14 protein-coding genes are annotated in these 20,725 nt (G+C 39.7%); 3 read left to right on the top strand and 11 right to left on the bottom strand.

The window, feature by feature from the left end:
* Positions 1 to 10 precede the first annotated feature (10 nt).
* Positions 11 to 973, bottom strand: coding sequence for a 6-phosphofructokinase (pfkA, locus tag IGI79_RS04855; RefSeq protein ID WP_195339599.1), 963 nt, complete (start codon positions 971 to 973; stop codon positions 11 to 13).
* Between the two features lie 166 nt (positions 974 to 1,139).
* Positions 1,140 to 4,454, bottom strand: a complete 3,315-nt coding sequence (gene dnaE, locus IGI79_RS04850) for a DNA polymerase III subunit alpha (protein ID WP_438845738.1) — start codon at positions 4,452 to 4,454, stop codon at positions 1,140 to 1,142.
* Positions 4,455 to 4,677: 223 nt separating this feature from the next.
* Between dnaE and IGI79_RS04845 the strand changes: the two genes are divergently transcribed.
* Positions 4,678 to 4,872 carry a YjzD family protein gene (locus IGI79_RS04845; protein ID WP_010735843.1) on the top strand — a complete coding sequence of 65 codons (195 nt, stop codon included), beginning with the start codon at positions 4,678 to 4,680 and terminating at the stop codon, positions 4,870 to 4,872.
* A 45-nt stretch (positions 4,873 to 4,917) separates the two neighbouring features.
* Here IGI79_RS04845 and IGI79_RS04840 read toward each other — a convergent pair whose 3' ends face one another.
* Together IGI79_RS04840 and IGI79_RS04835 are read right to left on the bottom strand one after the other, a co-directional pair.
* Positions 4,918 to 6,114: a multidrug efflux MFS transporter gene (locus IGI79_RS04840; protein WP_010735844.1), complete on the bottom strand. Its 1,197-nt coding sequence runs from the start codon at positions 6,112 to 6,114 to the stop codon at positions 4,918 to 4,920.
* A gap of 154 nt (positions 6,115 to 6,268) precedes the next feature.
* Complete coding sequence (locus IGI79_RS04835; protein ID WP_019723063.1) at positions 6,269 to 7,705, bottom strand: NCS2 family permease; 1,437 nt, start codon at positions 7,703 to 7,705, stop codon at positions 6,269 to 6,271.
* A gap of 291 nt (positions 7,706 to 7,996) precedes the next feature.
* On the opposite strand from IGI79_RS04835, the gene IGI79_RS04830 reads away from it, so the two are divergent.
* On the top strand, positions 7,997 to 8,806 hold the full coding sequence (locus IGI79_RS04830) for a Cof-type HAD-IIB family hydrolase (protein WP_438845737.1): 810 nt from the start codon (positions 7,997 to 7,999) through the stop codon (positions 8,804 to 8,806).
* A gap of 45 nt (positions 8,807 to 8,851) precedes the next feature.
* Here the strand turns inward: IGI79_RS04830 and IGI79_RS04825 are convergent, their stop codons facing one another.
* The 7 genes from IGI79_RS04825 to IGI79_RS04795 all read right to left on the bottom strand — a co-directional run bounded on the left by IGI79_RS04825 (position 8,852) and on the right by IGI79_RS04795 (position 18,169).
* Complete coding sequence (locus IGI79_RS04825; protein WP_041684181.1) at positions 8,852 to 11,008, bottom strand: peptidoglycan D,D-transpeptidase FtsI family protein; 2,157 nt, start codon at positions 11,006 to 11,008, stop codon at positions 8,852 to 8,854.
* Between the two features lie 254 nt (positions 11,009 to 11,262).
* On the bottom strand, positions 11,263 to 12,108 hold the full coding sequence (locus IGI79_RS04820) for a MurR/RpiR family transcriptional regulator (protein ID WP_010735849.1): 846 nt from the start codon (positions 12,106 to 12,108) through the stop codon (positions 11,263 to 11,265).
* Between the two features lie 290 nt (positions 12,109 to 12,398).
* On the bottom strand, positions 12,399 to 12,803 hold the full coding sequence (locus IGI79_RS04815; protein WP_104871359.1) for a VOC family protein: 405 nt from the start codon (positions 12,801 to 12,803) through the stop codon (positions 12,399 to 12,401).
* Between the two features lie 42 nt (positions 12,804 to 12,845).
* Complete coding sequence (locus tag IGI79_RS04810; RefSeq protein WP_438845736.1) at positions 12,846 to 13,649, bottom strand: helix-turn-helix domain-containing protein; 804 nt, start codon at positions 13,647 to 13,649, stop codon at positions 12,846 to 12,848.
* A 159-nt stretch (positions 13,650 to 13,808) separates the two neighbouring features.
* Positions 13,809 to 15,743, bottom strand: a complete 1,935-nt coding sequence (thrS, locus tag IGI79_RS04805) for a threonine--tRNA ligase (protein WP_074799751.1) — start codon at positions 15,741 to 15,743, stop codon at positions 13,809 to 13,811.
* 324 nt (positions 15,744 to 16,067) lie between these two features.
* Positions 16,068 to 16,247, bottom strand: coding sequence for a 2-hydroxymuconate tautomerase (locus IGI79_RS04800; RefSeq protein WP_002287649.1), 180 nt, complete (start codon positions 16,245 to 16,247; stop codon positions 16,068 to 16,070).
* Positions 16,248 to 16,357: 110 nt separating this feature from the next.
* Entirely contained in the window at positions 16,358 to 18,169 is a 1,812-nt protein-coding gene (locus tag IGI79_RS04795; RefSeq protein ID WP_438845735.1) for a heavy metal translocating P-type ATPase, read from the bottom strand.
* 196 nt (positions 18,170 to 18,365) lie between these two features.
* Here IGI79_RS04795 and helD point away from each other — a divergent pair, with 196 nt between their 5' ends.
* A complete protein-coding gene (gene helD, locus IGI79_RS04790) occupies positions 18,366 to 20,648 on the top strand; it encodes an RNA polymerase recycling motor HelD (protein WP_438845734.1) in 2,283 nt (760 codons plus the stop codon).
* Positions 20,649 to 20,725: the final 77 nt, after the last annotated feature.

Below are 20,725 nucleotides of genomic sequence, written 5' to 3'. Positions count from 1 at the left end.
CTTTTCTTTATTAGAAAGAAAGTGAGTTGTTCAAGTCATATAATGATAAATCTGGTTGGTGTTTGTTATTTTCTAGTGTGTCGATGATATCAGCCTCAACGATATCGTTGTCGCGAATACCGATACACAAACCACCTTTACCTTGTTGCAATAATTCAACAGCATGTGCGCCAAATTTACTTGCTAATACACGGTCGCGTGCAGTTGGTGAACCACCACGTACAACGTGTCCTAAGATCGATACACGTGTATGATAATCGCCATATGCTGACAATTTTTCTGCAAATTCGTTTCCGCCCATTACGCCTTCTGCCAAAATGATCAAGCAATGTTTTTTGCCACGATCGCGGCCATCTTGGATTTTTTTGGCAACAACTGCCATATCAAAATCATGCTCAGGAATGATGATCTCATCCGCTCCACCAGCAACACCTGACCATAAAGCGATATCTCCAGCATTACGTCCCATTACTTCGATCACGAATGTACGAACGTGCGAAGTTGCTGTATCACGGATACGGTCGATTGATTCTAATACTGTGTTGATTGCAGTATCAAAACCGATCGTAAAATCAGTTCCTGGAATATCGTTATCGATCGTACCTGGTACACCCACTGCTGGGAAACCACGTTTAGTCAAAGCCATCGCGCCATGGTAAGAACCATCGCCACCGATCACAACAAGACCTTCGATACCGAATTTTTTCAATTGTTCGATTCCTTTTAATTGTCCTTCTTCTGTTGCAAATTCAGGATAACGTGCAGAGTATAAGAATGTACCTCCGCGTTGGATCTTATCACCGACATCTGCAACATCTAATCGACGGATATCTCCGGCAACTAATCCAGCAAAACCATAATTGATCCCGTAAACTTCCAATCCTTCATATATACCTTTACGAACGACTGCACGAACTGCTGCATTCATCCCAGGAGCATCTCCACCACTAGTCAAAATTCCGATGCGTTTCATATTCATCTTCACCTCATTAAATTACTTTATCCTAAGCAAGACTTAGGTTTATAACCTTCTTTGTATTAACCACGACTAACATTCTAACATTATTTTGCTCACTTGTCTTGATTTCCTGATAAAAAAATGAAAAAAAATGAAAGCAAATAGTATCTTTTACCGTAAGTTATTTGAAAACAACATTTTCTTCTTTTAAAAGGTAAGCTAATTGCTTCTTGAGACTGTCTGAACCATCGAGCCAAAAGGCTTCAGATAACACAACTTTTCGTTGGTCTTTTTCATGATACATCACAACAGGAATATATCCTGGGAATTTTCTGAACAATTCTTGCAGTTGTTTCATCGTATCTGGTTGATCTGCCTCTTCCCTGATTCTCAAATAACACGTTTGTTCTGGATACTGCTGTTGCAATTCTTCAGGATCAGCGACTACTTCTGCAATCAGCTGCAATTCTTGATTGTATTTACTGATTTCTGAACGTCCTTGCACGAAAATCACTTGATTTTCTTTGAATAATGGACGCGCTTGGCGGTACAGCTCTGGAAAAACGGTAATAGCTATTTCTCCACTACTATCTGTCCCGCTGACAAAAGCCATCAACGCTCCTTTTTTCGTACGGATCTCTCTTACCTCTTTGACCATCACTAAAACATTTGTGGCTTGTTTAGGGACGATTTCTGTGACTAAATGGACTTTTTTTGCTAATTTAAGTCGCTCATACCCTTCTGTCGGATGACCAGATAAATAGACACCTAAATGCTCTTCTTCTAATTGAAGCTTCTCTTCGAGGCTATAATCTGCGACTTCTTCCTCTTTTAAAGCCATGATATCTAAAAGGTCTAAACTACCACCACTATATAAGATGTTTTGGATCTTACCTTCCAGATCCAACATCAACTGTCTGCGGTTTCCTACTAATTCATCAAAAACACCTGATGCAACTAATGTTTGTAGCAACTCCAATTTGAGCCAACGTTTATTGATACGAATCAGAAACTGATCAACCGAACGGAATGGCCCATCTTCTTTTCGTTCACGAATGATCTCCTCAACAAAATCTCGACGAACACCTTTGATTGCTGTCAATCCGAAACGAATGGTTTCTTTATCCGTCAGCTCAAAACCATAAAAACTTTGATTGATGGATGGAGGGGTCAGCTTTATTTTATACTTTTTTGCCTCAGCAATATACTCTTTCAACTTTGCCGTGTTGTGACGGACGGAATTCATCAAACTCATAAAAAATGCACCAGGATGATGAACTTTTAGATAGGCCATTTGAAAACCAACGAAGGAGTAAGCAAACGCATGAGAGCGGTTGAACCCATAGTTGGCAAAGCGTTCGATATATTCGTATACTTCATTGGCTTTTTCGTTACTGTATCCTTGTTGGTTGGCACCTTGAACAAAATGCTCCCTTTCTTGATCAATCACGTCTTTTTTCTTTTTACTGATTGCTCGTCTCAAAATATCCGCTTGACCGAGAGAGAATCCAGCCATCGTTGAAGCAATCTGCATGATCTGTTCCTGATACACGATGACACCATACGTATTCTTCAAAATCGGTTGCAGTGAATCATCGGGATAATGGATTCTTTCCTTCCCTTTCTTACGAGCGATAAATGCATCGATATTTTGCATTGGTCCAGGACGATACAAGGCATTGACAGCGGCAATATCTTCAATGTTTTCTGGTCCTAATCTCCGCAGGACATTCCGAATCCCGGCAGATTCGAATTGAAAGACCCCTGTTGTTTCGCCACGTTGGAAAAGCTGTAAAGTTTTAGGATCATCTAATGGTATTTTTTTGAGTTCGATATCTTTGTTTTCGACACGTTTGATTGCTTTCACTGTGTAATCGATAATAGACAGATTTCTTAATCCAAGAAAATCCATTTTTAACAACCCAATAGCTTCGACATCATTCATTGTATACTGAGTCAAATATGCTTCATCTGATCCTTTTTGTAAAGGAACTAACTCTAGTAGATTCTTATCACTTAAAACGACACCAGCTGCATGGGTAGAAACGTGTCTTGGCAAACCTTCAAGTATTTTTGCAGTATGGAACAACAATTGATTTTTTTCACTCGCTTGTACTAATTCAACCAGCTTGTTAGAAGTTCGATAAGCCTCATTCAACGTCATTTTCAATTGATTAGGAATCGCTTTAGACCAACGATTTGCTTCGCTTTGTGAGAGGCCAAAGACACGTGCCACGTCTCTTAGAACCATTTTAGCTGCCATGGTTCCAAACGTGGCGATTTGTGCCATATGGTATTGACCATATTTCTCACGAACATAAATGAGCACTTCTTCTCTGCGATTATCAGGAATGTCTAGATCGATATCTGGCATCGTGTATCGTTCTGGATTCAAAAAACGTTCAAATAGCAAGTCGTACTCCAATGGATCTACATCTGTGATCTCCAACACATAGGCGACTAATGACCCCGCAGCTGAACCACGACCAGCACCAGTAACGATGTTGTTTTTATGAGCAAAAGCCATGACATCCCAAACGATCAAGAAATAATCATCAAATCCCATCTGGTGGATCACTGACAGTTCATAATCTAAGCGCTCTTGGTAAGCTGCAGTGATCTTTTCCACACGCTTGCCTAATTGCTTCTGACAAAGTTCCTGTAAATACTCTCCTGCACTTCGATTTTCTGGTACCGGATAATGTGGTAGTAATTTCTGATGGAACTGAAATTCAAAAGTTACTGTTTTAGCTAATTGCTGCGCATTGTTCAACGCTTCTTCCAATCCTGCGTTTATGAATCTTTGTCGTAATTCTGCTTCGGGAAGTAAAAAACCTGTGGCTGAATCACGAGTCGTTTGTCGCACTTCATCAAAAGAGAGTTGCGTTCCTTCACGCAGATGTTTCATTGTTTCCAAAGAAAAAAGTTCCTCTTGGTGCAAACTAGCAATCGGATGTACTGCACAAAGTTGAAATTGATTTGCTCGTAAATAAGCTAGCCATTCTGGAGCTTCTAGAGGCGTTTCTTCTGTGACACCTACATAAAGATGAGAAGATGCTATTTTTTCTTGCAAACTTTGCCAATGGCTATCAAATGATGCTGACACACCGTAGTCATCAGCAATCGATTTTTTGGTTGGTAAAATGACAAGCAAATGATCGAGTTCATCGATCTCGTGAAGCTCGATTTTTTCTCGGATCATTTTCTTGCTTGAGAGCTTGATCAATTGTTGGTAGCCGATCCTATCTTTTGCGTAGAGTAGTAACTCATAATGACGTTCTTGAAACTGGTAGGTCAAGTTCAGTCCAATAATTGGTTGTATTTTTTCACTCATACAGATGCGGTAAAATTCCGCTGCCCCAGATAGCACATCCTTATCTGTGATCGCTAATGTCTGATAGCCTAGTTTCTTTGCTTCTCGAACGTATTCGTTTATGCGAATCGTACTTTGCAACAAAGAATACGAGGTGATCGTATAAAGTTGTGGAAGAAACATTTTTACATACCACCTTTTCCATTCACTTTCTTTTTAGGGGAATATTCGTAACATCAACTCGTTACCTTGTATGACTGGTTACGTGTATTCGTCTTTCATCATGCTTTTCCCATTCGATGAACGATCTATACTTTTTATACTATCCACTGACGTTGAATGCCTGTTTCTCCCTTTACATTCAAAAAAAATCTGGTAAACTGAACTTAGAAAAGAGGTGTTTGATATGCGATATATCGTCACATTATTTTGGGCAGTCATTTTAGGTCAAGTGGTTGGCTATATCGGTGGTGCATTGTCTAGTAGCCCATATGATTTTACCATGACGACTATTATTTCATTGGTTGCAGGATTGATCGTCATTTTGATCAGCGCTGTTGCAACACCTAAAAAAGAAACTTCGTCCGCTTCACATTCATAAAAGCCGAACAGATTGGAGAAATACTCCAATCTGTTTTTTTCTTGATCATAGTTTTTGATGAAGTACTTTTCTAAAATTAAATAGTGATAAAAGAATATTCGTCAGAACAAAGAGACTAGTCACAATAAAGACTGTACTATAATTGTACGCATGAGCGACTGTCGAACCTAACATCGGTCCTAGTACTTGACCAAAGTTCGTAAACATTTGGTTATAGCTGTATACGCGACTGACACCTTCTTCTGGTGTGATCTTGCTGATCAATGTATTGATCGATGGCATCAACGCACCTGTCGAAAAACCTAATATAAAACGTAAGATCCCTAATTGTAAGGGCGTAGTCACAAATGCCATTGGTAAGTAACAACAAAACGAAAGTACCAAACCTGCTAACAGCACCTTCTGATTTCCGATCTTATCCCCTAATTTCCCCAGTCTTGGAGAAGAAAATACTGCTGAAACACCTGATACTGAAACAATCAATCCACTAACAAATAAGATATTGGATGTGTCACCACTCAATTCCCGAATGTACAATGTCAAGATTGGACTGATCGTGGTGATCCCTAATTGTAAGATCAAAGTAGTAACAAATAAACCGACTAACACAGAAAAGTGATCCATTTTAGCAAAAACTTCTTTGGTACTGATCATATCTTTTTTCTCTACCGGTTGGAAATCTTCTTTTACCATGAAAATCGTTAAGATCGTGGTGATCAGTAATAACCCTCCAGTAATCAAAAAAACATTTTCCATTCCGAACCATTGCGCCAAAGCGCCTCCCATTGACGGACCAATCAGCGTTCCTGCCACTGCCCCAGTAGAAAGCGTGCCTAACGCCCAACCACTTTTCTCTTTAGGCGCTTGTGAAGCAATCATCGCTGTCGCATTAGGTATGTATCCAGATAAAATCCCATTAAAGAAACGCATGACTAAAAGCCAATAAGCATTTGGGACAAAAGCTAGTGATCCCATAGTGATCGTCATACCTGCTGCTGCCCGGATCATCATCATTTTCCGTCCTTTTCGATCGGCTAGATTTCCCCAAATAGGCGCAACGATCGCCGCAGCAAAGGCTGTTACTGAAATCGCTAATCCTGAAAATAATTCAATTTGATCCTTAGGTGTACCTAGTTGTTCGACGTAAACTGGAATGAACGGCATGACTAAACTGATACTTGAACCAGTAAAAAAGCAGCCTATCCAAGCTACGAATAAATTTTTTCTCCATTGAACCTTCATCTATCACCCTTCTTTCGTCTCTATTATCATACCTATTTTTGTACGTGTGTGCAACGTATGTGCCAGTATCATTCATTTTTGTCAAAGAGGACATAGACCAAATAAAATAGGAGCAAAGAGTTAACCTACTCTTCACTCCTATTAAAAATGTCTTTTAAATGATTGCTAAAATGACGAAGTTGAGAATGAATAAAATATCAACAACCCATAAAGCAATTGAAATCTCGTTTGTTTTGCCTTTGATCACTTTCATGATCGTGTAGAAGATAAAACCAGCAGCGATTCCGTAAGAGATGCTGTAAGCTAATCCCATGAAGATCGAAGCAAAAAAGGCAGGTAATGCTTCTTCCATATCTAACCAATTGATATCAGCAAACGAAGCCATCATCATCACACCAACTAAGATCAATGCTGGTGCAGTTGCTTGTGCCGGTACAATAGCGATCAGTGGAGAAAATAAGCTACTTAAAGCAAATAATGCGGCTACGACAACTGAAGTCAAACCTGTACGACCACCAGCGCCAATACCAGCTGCTGATTCGACATAAGTCGTTGTATTCGATGTTCCGAAAATCGCACCGATCGATGTTGCGATTGCGTCAGCGAACAACGCTTTATCCATTTTAGTTTTGAATCCTCGTCCATCTTCCAAAGCTTCCTCATCTTCTTTAGAGAAAATACCTGTACGCCGTCCAGTACCGATGAACGTACCGATCGTATCAAATGTATCGGATAAACTAAAGGCAATGATCGTCATCAGGACTTGTGGGATCTTAGAGCTATCGCTGAATAAAGATTGCATCCCTTCCGCACCAAATGCTGCACCAAACGTCGTGCCTAGTTCATTGATTGAATTGCCTAAAGAATTTTGTTCCCAATCGATCGTTCCTAGATCAACAACACCCATCAAGATCCCGATGATCGTTGTTACTACGATGCCGATCAAGATTGCACCACGAACATTTTTAACAACTAAGATCGATGTCAAAACTAATCCAATGACAGCTAGTAGGATCGGCGCATTATTGAAGTTTGCAAGTTCTGGAACGATCCCACCGTTGATCGTCACATTCGTCACTTGACCATTATCAACCACAGAACTAGTTATCGCTGATTGATCTGCAGAGAAAGACAAAAAGCCAGCATTTTTGATCCCAACGTATGCAACAAAAATCCCAATACCACCGCCGATTGCATGTTGTAAACTCTCAGGAATGGCATGGATGATCATTTTCCGAATATTTGTTACTGTAATAAACACATTAATCAACCCACAAATAAAGACCATGGCTAATGCTTCTTGCCAAGAATAACCTAACCCAAAAACAACTGTAAATGTGAAGAAAGCATTCAAACCCATACCTGGGGCTTGTGCATAAGGCACATTAGCAAATAATCCCATAACTAAAGTACCGATGATCGAAGCAATGATCGTCGCTAAAAAGACTGCCTGAAATGGCATGCCGGCAGCTGACAAGATCGTCGGATTAACAAATAATATATAACTCATGGCAAAAAACGTTGTTACACCAGCCATTATTTCTGTTGGTACATTTGTATTATTTTTCTTTAGTTGGAAAAACTTTTCCATAAAAATTTCCACTCCCTGATTTTTTCTAACGGACTATATAATATGTAAAAATAAATCCAAATATAATTTTCCGTCGAACATTTATAGATTATATAGACATTTCATTCGTTTTTCAATACAAAACTTTATGAAATGTCATTTTTATCTTTTAATGTTCGCGTTTAGGTTGATTTCGTTTCTTATTTTCTATTTTTGCTTCAAATCAATTATTTTTCAGAAAGATCTGCACCTTGTTTATTCATTGAAATATGCTAGACTAAAACAAATCGTTGTTTGAAAGGAATGACAGCATTGAACAAAAAATTGATTGCGATCGACTTGGATGGAACAACGTTGAATCCTGAGTCGATCATTACTTCTAAAACCCAAGAAACATTGAGAAAAGCCATTGATGCTGGCCATCATGTCAGTATTGCAACAGGACGTCCTTATCGAATGAGTTATCAATATTATCAACAGTTAAAATTGACAACACCGATGGTCAACTTTAACGGTGCGCTTGTGCATATCCCAAACCAACAATGGGCTGGGGAGCAAGAAACATTGATCAATAAAGAGATTGTTTTTGAGATCTTAGCGCAAAAAAATCAATTGAATCTAGATTTTATTGCTGCGGAGAATCGCGACACTTTCTTTATCGATACTTTTGATTTTTTTGACGCAAAATTCTTTGCTTCACCAAATCCTAAACCAGAAAACCTACTGTCTCCACGAAATCTAACAACTAACCCTACGTCCTTATTGGTACGTACAGAAAAACAATATGCTGAACAAGTTTCTGCCGAACTAACACGTCAATTTGGGAAGCATGTCGATGTAAGGACTTGGGGTGGCCCAATGGCGATACTAGAGATTGTTTCAAAAGGGATCGAAAAAGCGAAAGGAATCCATCAAGTAGCGAATTATCTATCGATCGAACAAAAAGACGTGATTGCTTTTGGTGATGAACACAATGACTTAGAACTTCTTGAATATGCGGGCTGGGGTGTGGCAATGGCTAATGGGACTGAGCAACTAAAAGGCGTAGCCAACGATGTCACTGAACAAACGAATGAAGAAGACGGTTTGGCGAATTACCTTGAAAAATTACTTTCATTATAAAAAAATAGTTCAGAAGATACGTTACATATCTTCTGAACTATTTTTTTATCTATTTGCCATGAACATATCGTAATAAGCATTCATGATTTCTTTGGCTATGACCGAATTCATATGGTCTTTTTCATCTAGCAGGTTTGGTAAGACAACACTTACCGCAATCTCAGGATTTTCTGTTGGTCCGTAAGCCACAATATTACTATTGACTGTTACGATATCGGGATGACCTTCAGCGACTGTTTCGGCTGTCCCTGTTTTAGCAGAAAGATCCATTTTTGCATCTGCTAATGATCGAGCAGTCGTGTAGTTATTTGTTCCATGGACTACTTGATGGAATCCTTCACGTAAAAGGGCCATCTCTTCAGGAGACACGTCTACTGTATTTTCGACAACTGGTTCCATCTCTTTTTTCACTTCACCTAAGTTACCATTCTCGTCGTTCCCGTAAATGCCTTTGACAATGCGTGGTTGGATTCTTTTTCCACCGTTTGCTACTGTTGCTGCATATTGCGCTAACTGGATTGGGGTATACGTATCGAACTGGCCAAATGCCAAGTCAGTAAAGTTTCCTGGTGTGAACCAGTCTTGTCCGTTGTCTGCATTGAATTTCTTCATGTATTCAACAGAGTGTGAGATCCCCGCAGACTCATTTGGTAAATCGATCCCTGTGACTGTTCCAAGTCCAAATTGTTTAAAGCCGTCACGCAATTGTTCATACGCTTGTGCCTCTTCACTTAGACTAGGTAAGCCCATATTTGGTACGTACTCTAACCCTAGCATCTTCAACGCTACTTTGATCATATAGGTATTTGATGAAAGCTCTAACGCTTGGACCACATCCAAAGGTACAGATCCAGTACGATTGAAGACGGAGCTTTTTTCTGAAGAGCCTTGTAATCGAATCGGTTCATCTACTAATACTTGATTACCGCTGATCACGCCACTTTGCCAACCGGCGGCTAACGTACCTGCCTTTACAACAGATCCTGGAACAAAGGCATTCGTGATCGTACCAAGGGCATTTTCAGTCAACTCTTTTGAGCCTTGCTCATGGCTGAAACCCGTCATCGCTAATACTTCACCTGTTTGAGGATTCATCGCGACTACATACGCACCTGGTGAGTATTGGGCTTTTCCATTATCGACTAATTTTTGATAATTGTTTCTAAGAATCTCTTCGACCTTCGCTTGGAACTCTGCATTGATCGATAACATCAAATTTGATCCTTTTTCTCCTGCATACAATTCTTTTTGTTGGATGACATTTCCATTGTTATCTAAAGTGATTTCATATTGTGTCTTTGTGCCTTGCAAGACATCTTCATATTGTTTTTCTAAATAGCTTTGGCCTACTCGGTCATTACGTGAGTAGCCTTTTGCCAAGAATTCTTCCACTTGATCGGCAGGTAAGCCTTGTTTTTCTGATGTTACGCTTCCTAGAATACTCTTTATGGAATCCGCCGCATTATACTGGCGTACCCAGTCAGTTCCTGTTGAAACACCTGGCAGGTCTGATGCATGTTCTGCCACGATCGCCAATTCTTGATCTGTAACACCAGAATTTTTGATGAAAACTGTATTCAGTTCATACGCATTATTCATTCGTTTAAAAATCGTTGCTGCTTTCAATTGTTCCTCATTGAAATTGATTTCCTCATCTGTCACTTTATCTACAGTTGCTTGGTATTGCTCACTCGTACTCAAGCTTTTTTCTTTTGCCGATAGGCGTTCAGTCGCAGCTTTCAAATGATCGGGATCTGCTAACCAAAAATCCTTCTTATCACGTGTAGTCAAATTTTCATCCACTGGCATATCGATCAACTGTGTCAAGGTATTTGCTGTTTTCAGCAAATCCTCCGCTGTCATATTTCTGCCTCTCGTGAATGTGATTGCTTGGTTGGCTTGATTTGTCACCAAAGCTTTACCAGTGGCATCATAGATCATGCCTCGGGGTGAACTTACTTGCACCGTTAGAGACGAAGATGATTTGACTTTTGCTTCTAGTTCTTCACTGTTCACGATCTGCAAATAACCTAATCGAGCAATCAATGACACGAACAACGTAAATATAATGAAAAAAAGGAAATTTAAACGAAAGGGAACATGTGACCGTCGAAACGTTTTATTTTTTGGTTCTTGTGTTCCTTTTTTTATTCGATCTAACCAAGAATTATTTGTATTTTTTTTCATAAAACTTTTCATCATTCCTTCTTTTTCGCCTACTTATAGGCTCCATTGTACCTAAAAAAAACAAAATTAAAAAGTAAAATCCTGTTCCGCAAGAAATTCTTTAATTCTCGACCCAAAAAAGACTAGTTTGTTTCACAAACAAGCAATGTGTCACACAAATGGATTCTAAAAAACTTTAAAAAATATGGTTATTTTTGAAAATAAAGTTTTCTTTTACTGTGAAACAATGGAAACAAATATGACATTGTGGAAAACTATCATCTGTTATTTCATTTTTGTTTGACATAATTTTTGATCACTTCTTTGGTTTGAGTGACTTTCTCGGTTAATTTTTCATTCTTTGCCATATAAAGATAAAAAATGATATCAATCGTTGCAAATTGAGCCAATAATGAGTTAGTTGCTGCACTTCGGTTCGTGATTTCTTTTGGTCTTGATGTCTGGACAACGACATCGGCCAATTTACTTAATCGGTTATTTCCAAATTGAGTCAATGCGATAATATCGATTCCCATTTCTTTGGCTAACTGTCCGATCATCACCACTTCTTTGCTGTTTCCTGAGTTAGAGACAAGCCATAGCACTTTTTTTGTTTCATTACTCACTAATTGTGGCAATAAGACGTGGATGTCTTTTTCAAAAATGATTGGTTTTCCTACACGAGACCATTTTTGGAGGATATCCTCAACGACTAAAGAAGATGCGCCCACACCATATAGATAAACTGTTTGTGCTTCTTCCAGACGCTCAACGACACGTTGGATCATCTCCTCTTCTAAAATATCCACAGTTTCTTTGATCGCTACTTGCGCATTATTCCCTAATTTATGTTTGATCGAATAAAATGATTCATTTGGTTCAATATCGCTGAATCCTTCCACGATACCTGCTTGTAATTCGGTAGAAATAGTGATTTTAAAATCCGTTAAACTTTGAAAGCCAAGTTTTTTGGAGAAACGAACAACTGTGGGAGCGCTCAGGCCCGCCGCTTCTGCTAACTCATTGGCTGTCATCGTTGGTATTTTTTCTACATGTGTTACGATATAATCTGCTAGTTTTCTTTCGGCAGAAGAATAGTCATTCATCATACTTTCAATGCGACTCACTACGCTCATCTCATACACATCCCTTTTTCTAAATGTCTATGTCATTATATCATACTCAAAGGCAAACAATTCTCATACTAAACAAGAAAATAGAGAATATCCTTTGCTTTCTAACTACTCAGCCGATGACTGTTATTCCTAAGAATCAATCGCTAGAAAAAAAGAAGCCAAGATATAAGTGACAACATCTAACACCCCTATCTTGGTTTCTTTTTACTTATCATTTATGAAATTTCACAGGATCAGCCAAATTTTCCCATCTTAAAGACAAAAATAAAAGAAGTAGCATACAACACAAATTAATAGCCATCATTCAGCTCAAATAAATTCCCTTCTGGATCTCTAAAATAGGCGCTCGTAAATCCTCCCCAAGCCTCTATTTTCTGTGGCTTACCTAAAAAAGTGACACCATTTGCGATTAACTTCTCGTAATCCTTTTGGATATCCTTCGTAGGTAATGTGATCACCACTGTATCAGACACTCCCGATTCAACGGATTGCGTATACCCGTTGACCAAGGACATTTCTTTTGCTAACGTCATATCAAAACAGGTAGGTTCTCCTTTAGCCATAGCAAATGACGTATATGGACCTTTTCGATCGCCCCATGTAGGAACTAATCCTAATTTTTTTGTGTAAAAATCATAGCATTCCCCATAATCCTTTTGAATCAACAACCCGATTTTTGCCTGATTAAAGTTCATCTATCGATCACTCCTTTTTTAAGTTACTTTCATTGTAGCAACTTAGTTAAGTAACGTATTGGATAGAAGCGACATCTTTCGCTGCTCACTCAACTCAACAAATTCACTGGGTGTGAGGCCAATATTTTTTTTGAACTCATTGATAAAGTGAGACTGATCATAATAATTACCAACAAGCTCTCTTCGATCCGAAGGTTGTTTTAATAAAATGGTCAAACTATGATGAAATTTTATGGTCGATAGAGCCAATTGTGGGGTGAGACCGTAATGCTTTTTGAATAGCCGTTGGACATGCCTTGGACTAAGCCTCATATATTCGTATAGTGCTTGTGGGGAAGGCATTTTTTTTATATATAATTTCTCAAATAGCTGAATGTATTCAGTCGAAGAGTTAAGTTTGGCTAAGTCAGTCAAATAACCGATCAGCGTTTCTTTCATTTCCTCAATCGTGAGAGTAAAGAAATGTGTTGTATCAAAATCAGTAGCCACTTCTTCAATGAATAGTACTTGGTCCATCGCTTCAGTTGCCTCTCGACCAGTCAATGCAAAAAAAGCGCCTGGCTTCAAACGAAAACCAATATAGTGTTCGGGAAACCTTGTGATAAAGTTGAAGTCCGTTTTACTTGAACCGGTATAAAAAATAGATTGATCCAAGACATTGACAATTAAATCAATGCAACCATCGGCGATGATCACATCCTTGACCGTACCGCTAAAGTCAAATGAAATAGACTCCCACATACACACCAAGACATCTGCTAAGTCTGGGAGAACCGTTTCTTTATAATGTATTTTTTCTTCATATGCTTGATGAAACAGATGATGAGGTTGGATCGGTTGATACATTCTCTACGTTCCCCCTTATTTATCTAATACATTTATTTTAGCATGTTCTAACGTTTTGACGTATGTAATGAGTGCCCCATAAAAAAACAGGAAGGAACAATTCTTTGTTGTCCTTCCTGTTTTTATTAAATTAGGCGTTGGTTCTCTTACGAACTCGTCTTAACGGCTGTAATTATGAACCTCTTCTGCCATCGCATCGACAAAGATATTCAAATCCTCTACAGCAGTTTCTTTGCTACCATATCGACGGATATTGACTGTTGCATCTGCCACTTCTTTATCCCCAACCACGATTTGGTATGGGATTTTTTGCGTTTGTGAGGCACGGATCTTATAACCCATTTTTTCATTGCGATCGTCGACTTCTACACGCAAGCCTTTCATTTGTAGACGTTCTTTGATTTCATAAGCGTAATCTGAATGAGCGTCCACAGAAACTGGGATGATGGTTGCTTGAATCGGTGCCAACCAAGTTGGGAATGCCCCTTTATAAACTTCTGTCAAGTATGCCACAAAGCGTTCCATTGTTGAAACGATGCCTCGGTGGATAACAACTGGACGATGATTATTTTCGCCATCTTCTCCTACATAAGTCAAATCAAAACGTTCTGGTAATAAGAAGTCTAATTGAATCGTTGATAATGTTTCTTCTGTTCCCAATGCTGTTTTAACTTGGACATCTAATTTTGGTCCATAGAAGGCTGCTTCTCCTTCCGCTTCAAAATAGTCAAGTTCCATTTCATCCATCGCAGCTTTTAACATGATCTGTGCTTTTTCCCACATGGCATCATCGTCAAAATATTTGTCTGTGTTGTTTGGATCACGGTAGCTTAGACGGAAACGATAGTCTGTGATATTGAAATCAGCGTAAACTGCGACCATCAACTCCAACGTACGCTTGAATTCATCTTTGATTTGATCGGGACGAACAAATGTGTGTCCGTCATTCAATGTCATTTCACGTACACGTTGTAAACCAGACAACGCACCTGATTTTTCATAACGGTGCATCATACCTAGTTCTGCGATACGGATCGGTAACTCACGGTATGAATGGATCGTATTTTTGTAGACCATCATGTGATGTGGGCAGTTCATCGGGCGTAACACGAGCATCTCGCCATCTCCCATATCCATTGGCGGGAACATGTCTTCTTGGTAATGATCCCAGTGTCCTGAAGTTTTGTATAACTCGACGTCACCCATGATCGGTGTATACACATGTTGATAGCCTAGACTGATTTCTTTGTCTACGATGTAACGTTCGATCGTACGACGGATTGTTGCACCTTTTGGTAACCAGAAAGGTAAACCAGAACCAACTTCAGGTGCTACCATGAATAATTCTAATTCTTTTCCTAATTTGCGATGGTCTCTTTCTTTAGCTTCTTCGCGCATTTGGATAAACTCTTTTAACGCCTTTTTATCAAAAAATGCTGTTCCATAAACACGTTGCATCATTTGGTTATTTGAATTTCCACGCCAGTAAGCTCCTGCCACAGATAATAATTTGAAGACTTGGATTCGACCAGTTGAAGGGACATGTGGACCACGGCATAAGTCGATGAACTCTCCTTGTTGGTAGGCAGTGATCACTTCGTCCTCTGGTAATTCGCTGATCAGTTCCACTTTGTAAGGATCACTTGCAAAGATTTCTAATGCTTCTTGTTTTGATAACACACGACGTTCAATCGGCAAGTTTTCTTTGACGATCGCCATCATTTCCGCTTCGATCGCTGGTAGATCTTCGGCACTGACTTGGCTTTCACCATTGTCTGTATCGTAGTAAAATCCTGAATCGATTGCTGGTCCTACACCAAAGTGGATATTTGGATATAAACGGCGCATGGCTTGAGCCATCAAGTGAGCACTTGAGTGACGAACCAAACCAAGTGCGTCTTCATGATCAGGTGTCACGATCTCGATCGAGCCATCCTCTTCGATCCCGCGGTTCAAGTCGATCAGTTCGCCATTCACTTTTCCAGCCAAGGCTTTTTTTGCTAAACTTTTAGAAATACTTTCTGCAATTTCTGCAGTAGTGATCCCTGGTGCAAACTCTTTGACTGCACCATCAGGAAATGTCATTTTTATCATAGGGGTTCCTCCTTTAAATTTCCGTTTTTAGCTTCGCCACCAATAAAAAAAGTCCTAGTATCTGTACAGATACTAGGACGAAAAATTCGTGGTTCCACCTAATTTTGAATACGCCATGCGTACTCCTCAAGCGTGATAACGGTACGACCGCCTCTGTTTCAACAAAGGTTTCGAAAGTGGTCATCCTTTGGTTTTCTTCTGGAAAAGTTTCAGCCTAGCTTTTCCTCTCTTATCGAAGACTCTCAAATTCAGTTGTCTTTCTCATCAATCATCTATGTGTTTATTTAACCACTATTATTTCAAAAAATCAAGCCTCGAATCCACTTATTTTTTCCATTCACCATTGACACCATAAGTGCCTTTTTTCATTTCGTTGATAATCACATGAATGTGTTCTTTTGGTGCTTGCGTATTTTTATGGACAGCCTCGGTGATATCTTTCATCATGTTCTCTAATTGTTCTGGGCTACGTCCTTCGACTAATTCTACGTGTACGAATGGCATATTCTCAACTTCCTTTCATGATTCATTCTTTTATTGATCAAGTGTTGCTTCTCTCTTTGCATCATAACGCAAAAAGATTTTGCTGAAAAGTCTCTTTTATCATTTTGCCTTTAATTTTGTGTGATCATGGCATGTTGTTTTTGTTTCGCTGATTTTTTTGCACGTAACGCACTTAAAATGGAAACTGTATCAACCACTTCTTGAAGCATCGCGCCAAACAATGCTGGAATAACTCCTGTACTGGCAACAATCATCAAAAAGACACAAACAAAGATACCGATCAAAACAGATTGTTTCGCTACTTTCATTGTTTCTCGAGAAATCATCACTGCTTCTGCCACTCGTTCTAAATCATCCTTTAAAATGACGACATCTGCGCTTTCACTTGCAGCTGTTGAGCCATGTGCGCCCATGGCGATACCTACATCCGCGACAGTCAAGGCAGGAGCATCATTGACACCATCTCCTACCATCGTGACAGGTCGCTTTTCTTTTGGGATACTAGTTAAAATCGTTAATTTATCTTGTGGTAAACAACGTGCATGAACTTCGATCAAGCCAACTTCCTCGGCAATTGCTTCTGCCACAGTACGTCCGTCCCCAGTGACCATCAGTAAATCGGTGATGCCTTGGGCTTTCAAGCGAGCAATCGTTTTACTTGCTTCTGGACGGATCGTATCTGAAAAGTAGATCGTTCCGGCGTATTTTCCATCAATCGCCACATAGATCGCAGTCGTATCTGTTTTAGCTTCTGGAACATCAATAAAGCGTGCATTCCCTACTTTAACCTGCATACCATCAACCATAGCTGTAATCCCTTGCCCTGAGATTTCTTTCAAATCAGTGACTGGTAACAATTGGGGAACTGCTTGAACTAAGGACCGGGCTAAGATATGGGCTGAACCTTGCTCCGCACTCGCCGCCACACGTAATAATTCCGCTTCTGAAAACTCTTGAACTGGAGCAACGCCAGTTACTTCAAGTATCCCTTTGGTGATCGTTCCTGTCTTATCAAAGGCAATCGTTTTAGTCTCTGCTAATTTTTCCACAGCGGTACCAGTCTTGACAACGATCCCACTTTTACTTGAACGACTCATTCCCGCTACTAGAGCAACAGGTGCAGCCAAAATCAATGGACATGGCGATGCTACAACTAAAACTTGCGCAAAGCGGACAGGATCACCACTGGCCCACCAAGCGATTCCGCCGATCAAGTAAGCGATCAAAGTAAAGGGAACAGCATAACGATCTGCCAGACGAACAAAACGTGCGGGTTTTTCTTTCGATTCCTCTACTAGTTTGATAATTAATTGATATTGGCTGTCTTCTGCCCGTTTCTCAACGACCATGTGGACAGATGAATCTCCATTGACCGAACCGGACATCAATTCATCACCGACTTTCTTGCTCATCGGTTTTGCTTCTCCAGTCAATGATGCTTCGTCAAATGTGGATTCCCCCATGATCACTCGTCCGTCAGCCGGAACGATTTCTCCTGGTTTGATAACCAGATGATCGCCGATCTCAAGTGTGTCTACCGCAACATCAAGTTGTTGATCTCCTTGCAATTTATGGGCAGTTCTTGGCGTATTATCTAATAGGGATTGCAATTCCTGACCTGCTTTTTTTTGCGCATAGTCTTCCAAACTTTCGCCACCTGTCAACATGATCAAAATCATTAAACTCGCCCAATATTCATTGACGAGCAACGTCGCAACAATAGCCGTAATCGCTAAGATATCGACCCCATATTTTCCTGAACGTAGCGTTTTGATCATTTCGATAAACATCAAGAAGGCAAGTGTACCACCCGTGACAGCAATGATCATAAACGCAAGGCGTGGACGATCGAACATAAACTCACTGATCAAAGCTACTACACCGATCAGTAGTGTTATCACAAATTTTTTATAGTGTGTCATTTCGTTCAGCTCCTTTCTCCACTTTTAGAATACCTGTTCTCTAAAGCCATTTAAACTAAAAACCCCTAAATGAAAACAACTATCACTCTCATGTAGTTTTACGTTTATTTTTAGTTAACTCACTTGTGTACCTTTTTTAGTCAAACTGTGCTATACTTTTAATTCGTTATTTACGGCGGAAGGAGTAAACGATGCAATGAATGAAAGACAATTAGAACAACAGCATGTGGAAGAAACCACACAAATGATCCAACTTGAACAACGCCTATTGAATCGCAAATTAAGCGACTTGACTGAAAAAATGAATGACTCCACAAAAGAAACAGCTAATCACAAAATACGTAGCGGCTCCAACGAGTCTTTTTATGAGTCAGTGGTCGAATACCGCCAACATGAACAAGAATTGCTTTTAAAATACCATACATTAGAATCTCAGCAAAAACGTCTACAAACATTAGAAGTAATGAAAGAAAGTCCTTACTTTGCTCGCATCGATTTCAAAGAAGAAGCGGAAAAAGAAACCCTCTATCTAGGAATCGCCTCATTGAGAGATACAGAAGAAGAAACCATCGTGATCGACTGGCGTGCACCGATCGCTAATTTGTATTACGAAGGAGAAATCGGCCCCGCTTTTTATGAAACAGATGTCGAAAAAATCGACGTCGAACTTCTATTAAAACGACAGTTCAAAATCGTTGAAGGAAAAATCGTCTCGATGGTCGATACATCTGAAGTCATCAATGATGATTTTCTATTAGAAATCTTGGATGACGCATCAAGTGCTCATATGAAAAACATCGTCTCAACGATCCAAAAAGCACAAAATGCCATCATCCGTGACACCAATAGTAAAGTGATGTTGATCGAGGGAATTGCTGGAAGTGGTAAGACTTCAGCATTGCTCCAACGCATCGCATTCATCCTTTATCACAATCGGAAATGGCTAGATGCTGAAAACGTCTTATTGTTCTCACCGAACCATCTGTTTTCTGATTACATCTCCACTGTTTTACCGTCACTTGGTGAAAGTGGTGTTCCGACACAAACATTCAAAAATTATTTACAGCAATTGGTTCCTGAATTTGAGTTGACGGAAGAAGAACAACAAGAAGTCGGTTTCCTTTCTGGTGCTGATGACCCGATAAAAACGTTGAAATCCGGATTGACTTTCGTTGATCACCTGGAGACTTACATCCAGACGATCACTGATTTTGGGCCATTGTTCCGTGAGATGAAAATCAATGGTCGAACGATCCTATCCAAAGAAGCGATCCGAAAATGGTACCAAGAAACCAATGAACTACTTCCATTGCATCAACGTCTATCTTTATTACAGACAAAGTTATTGAAAAAATTAGGCGGTCTGCAAAAGGATGAAACCCGTCAGAAGTGGGTCAAAGAGCTTGCTGAAGAACAACTTCAAGAACTATATGCAACCGATCCAAATTTAGAATACACCGAACAAAAAGAAAAATCACTGCGTAAAAAACTCACGAATCAAATCGTGAAAAAAAGATTCCGCAAAGTCCATCGAGGAATTTTGCATTATCAATTCGTCAACTTACCAAAACAGTTTCTTCACTTTTTACAAACGATTCCTAAGAATATGTTAACCGCACATGGAATCAGCGAAACTGCTTGGAACGAACATCTTCAAGAAGTCAAAATGAACTTACGGAAAAGAGAATTGCCACAGGAAGACGCCGTCTTGTACTTCCTATTGATGCGTCGAATCCATCCTGTATCAGTCACACAAAAGGCAAGGTATATTTTCATTGATGAAATGCAAGATTTTGCTCCTTCGCAGGTCGCATTGCTGCAATCAATCTATCCAACTGCCAATCTAACATTTTGTGGGGATCTGAACCAAAATGTCTTTGGGAATGAGACGATCACGGGTTCCTTAGAGTCGCTTTTCCCAGAGAAAGAAGTGACGCAGTTCCAATTGACGACGAGCTATCGCTCCACGAAACAGATCACTGATTTTGCCAATCATTTCTTAGCTCACGACAATCTTGTAGAAACAACGGCTCGTGAAGGTCGCCTACCGTTGATCGTCCAAAGTGATTCATCTGCAAGCAAAATCAATTGGTTGGAACAAACGATCATTGACACGAAAGAGCAAGCAAAATATTGGCGTACTGCGATCATTGGTAAAACGATCGCTGAATGTGAAGCACTCTATGAACAACTACCTAGTTCGCTAAAAGATCAAGTCCAATTGATTGCGGACGAGTCTGATTTTATGAAACGTTCGATTATTCTTCTTCCTGCTTATCTAGCAAAAGGATTAGAATTTGACCGAGTCTTTTTATGGAATGTCGATGATGCACATTTTAATTCCGGTCATGACAAACAAATCTTATATACGATGTGTACGCGTGCCATGCATGAATTGATCCTCTTTACATCAGCGAAAGACGCTTCTTTTCTACAAACATTGGCTACTGAAAATCATGATTCTCTCACTTTAGATTGATTCGTTTATTAAAAATAAAAGCATCAGGGGAATCGGTCCTCTCCCACCACTTTAAACTGAATATACGGCGAGAACAG

The sequence above is a fragment of the Enterococcus sp. AZ084 genome (assembly GCF_051714905.1).
Lineage (GTDB): Bacteria > Bacillota > Bacilli > Lactobacillales > Enterococcaceae > Enterococcus_B > Enterococcus_B pernyi.
This window is presented reverse-complemented; position numbering and strand designations above follow the sequence as displayed.

What these genes read in the sequence shown, in the direction of transcription:
- thrS (WP_074799751.1), bottom strand. Translation starts at nt 15,743, where the DNA reads ATGATAAAAATGACATTTCCTGATGGTGCAGTCAAAGAGTTTGCACCA.
- dnaE (WP_438845738.1), bottom strand. Translation starts at nt 4,454, where the DNA reads ATGTTTCTTCCACAACTTTATACGATCACCTCGTATTCTTTGTTGCAA.
- IGI79_RS04800 (WP_002287649.1), bottom strand. Translation starts at nt 16,247, where the DNA reads ATGCCATTCGTACACGTAGAATTAGTCGAAGGACGTAGCCCAGAACAA.
- pfkA (WP_195339599.1), bottom strand. Translation starts at nt 973, where the DNA reads ATGAAACGCATCGGAATTTTGACTAGTGGTGGAGATGCTCCTGGGATG.
- IGI79_RS04840 (WP_010735844.1), bottom strand. Translation starts at nt 6,114, where the DNA reads ATGAAGGTTCAATGGAGAAAAAATTTATTCGTAGCTTGGATAGGCTGC.
- IGI79_RS04820 (WP_010735849.1), bottom strand. Translation starts at nt 12,108, where the DNA reads ATGAGCGTAGTGAGTCGCATTGAAAGTATGATGAATGACTATTCTTCT.
- IGI79_RS04835 (WP_019723063.1), bottom strand. Translation starts at nt 7,705, where the DNA reads ATGGAAAAGTTTTTCCAACTAAAGAAAAATAATACAAATGTACCAACA.
- IGI79_RS04845 (WP_010735843.1), top strand. Translation starts at nt 4,678, where the DNA reads ATGCGATATATCGTCACATTATTTTGGGCAGTCATTTTAGGTCAAGTG.
- IGI79_RS04825 (WP_041684181.1), bottom strand. Translation starts at nt 11,008, where the DNA reads ATGATGAAAAGTTTTATGAAAAAAAATACAAATAATTCTTGGTTAGAT.
- IGI79_RS04810 (WP_438845736.1), bottom strand. Translation starts at nt 13,649, where the DNA reads ATGTATCAACCGATCCAACCTCATCATCTGTTTCATCAAGCATATGAA.
- IGI79_RS04795 (WP_438845735.1), bottom strand. Translation starts at nt 18,169, where the DNA reads ATGACACACTATAAAAAATTTGTGATAACACTACTGATCGGTGTAGTA.
- helD (WP_438845734.1), top strand. Translation starts at nt 18,366, where the DNA reads ATGAATGAAAGACAATTAGAACAACAGCATGTGGAAGAAACCACACAA.
- IGI79_RS04815 (WP_104871359.1), bottom strand. Translation starts at nt 12,803, where the DNA reads ATGAACTTTAATCAGGCAAAAATCGGGTTGTTGATTCAAAAGGATTAT.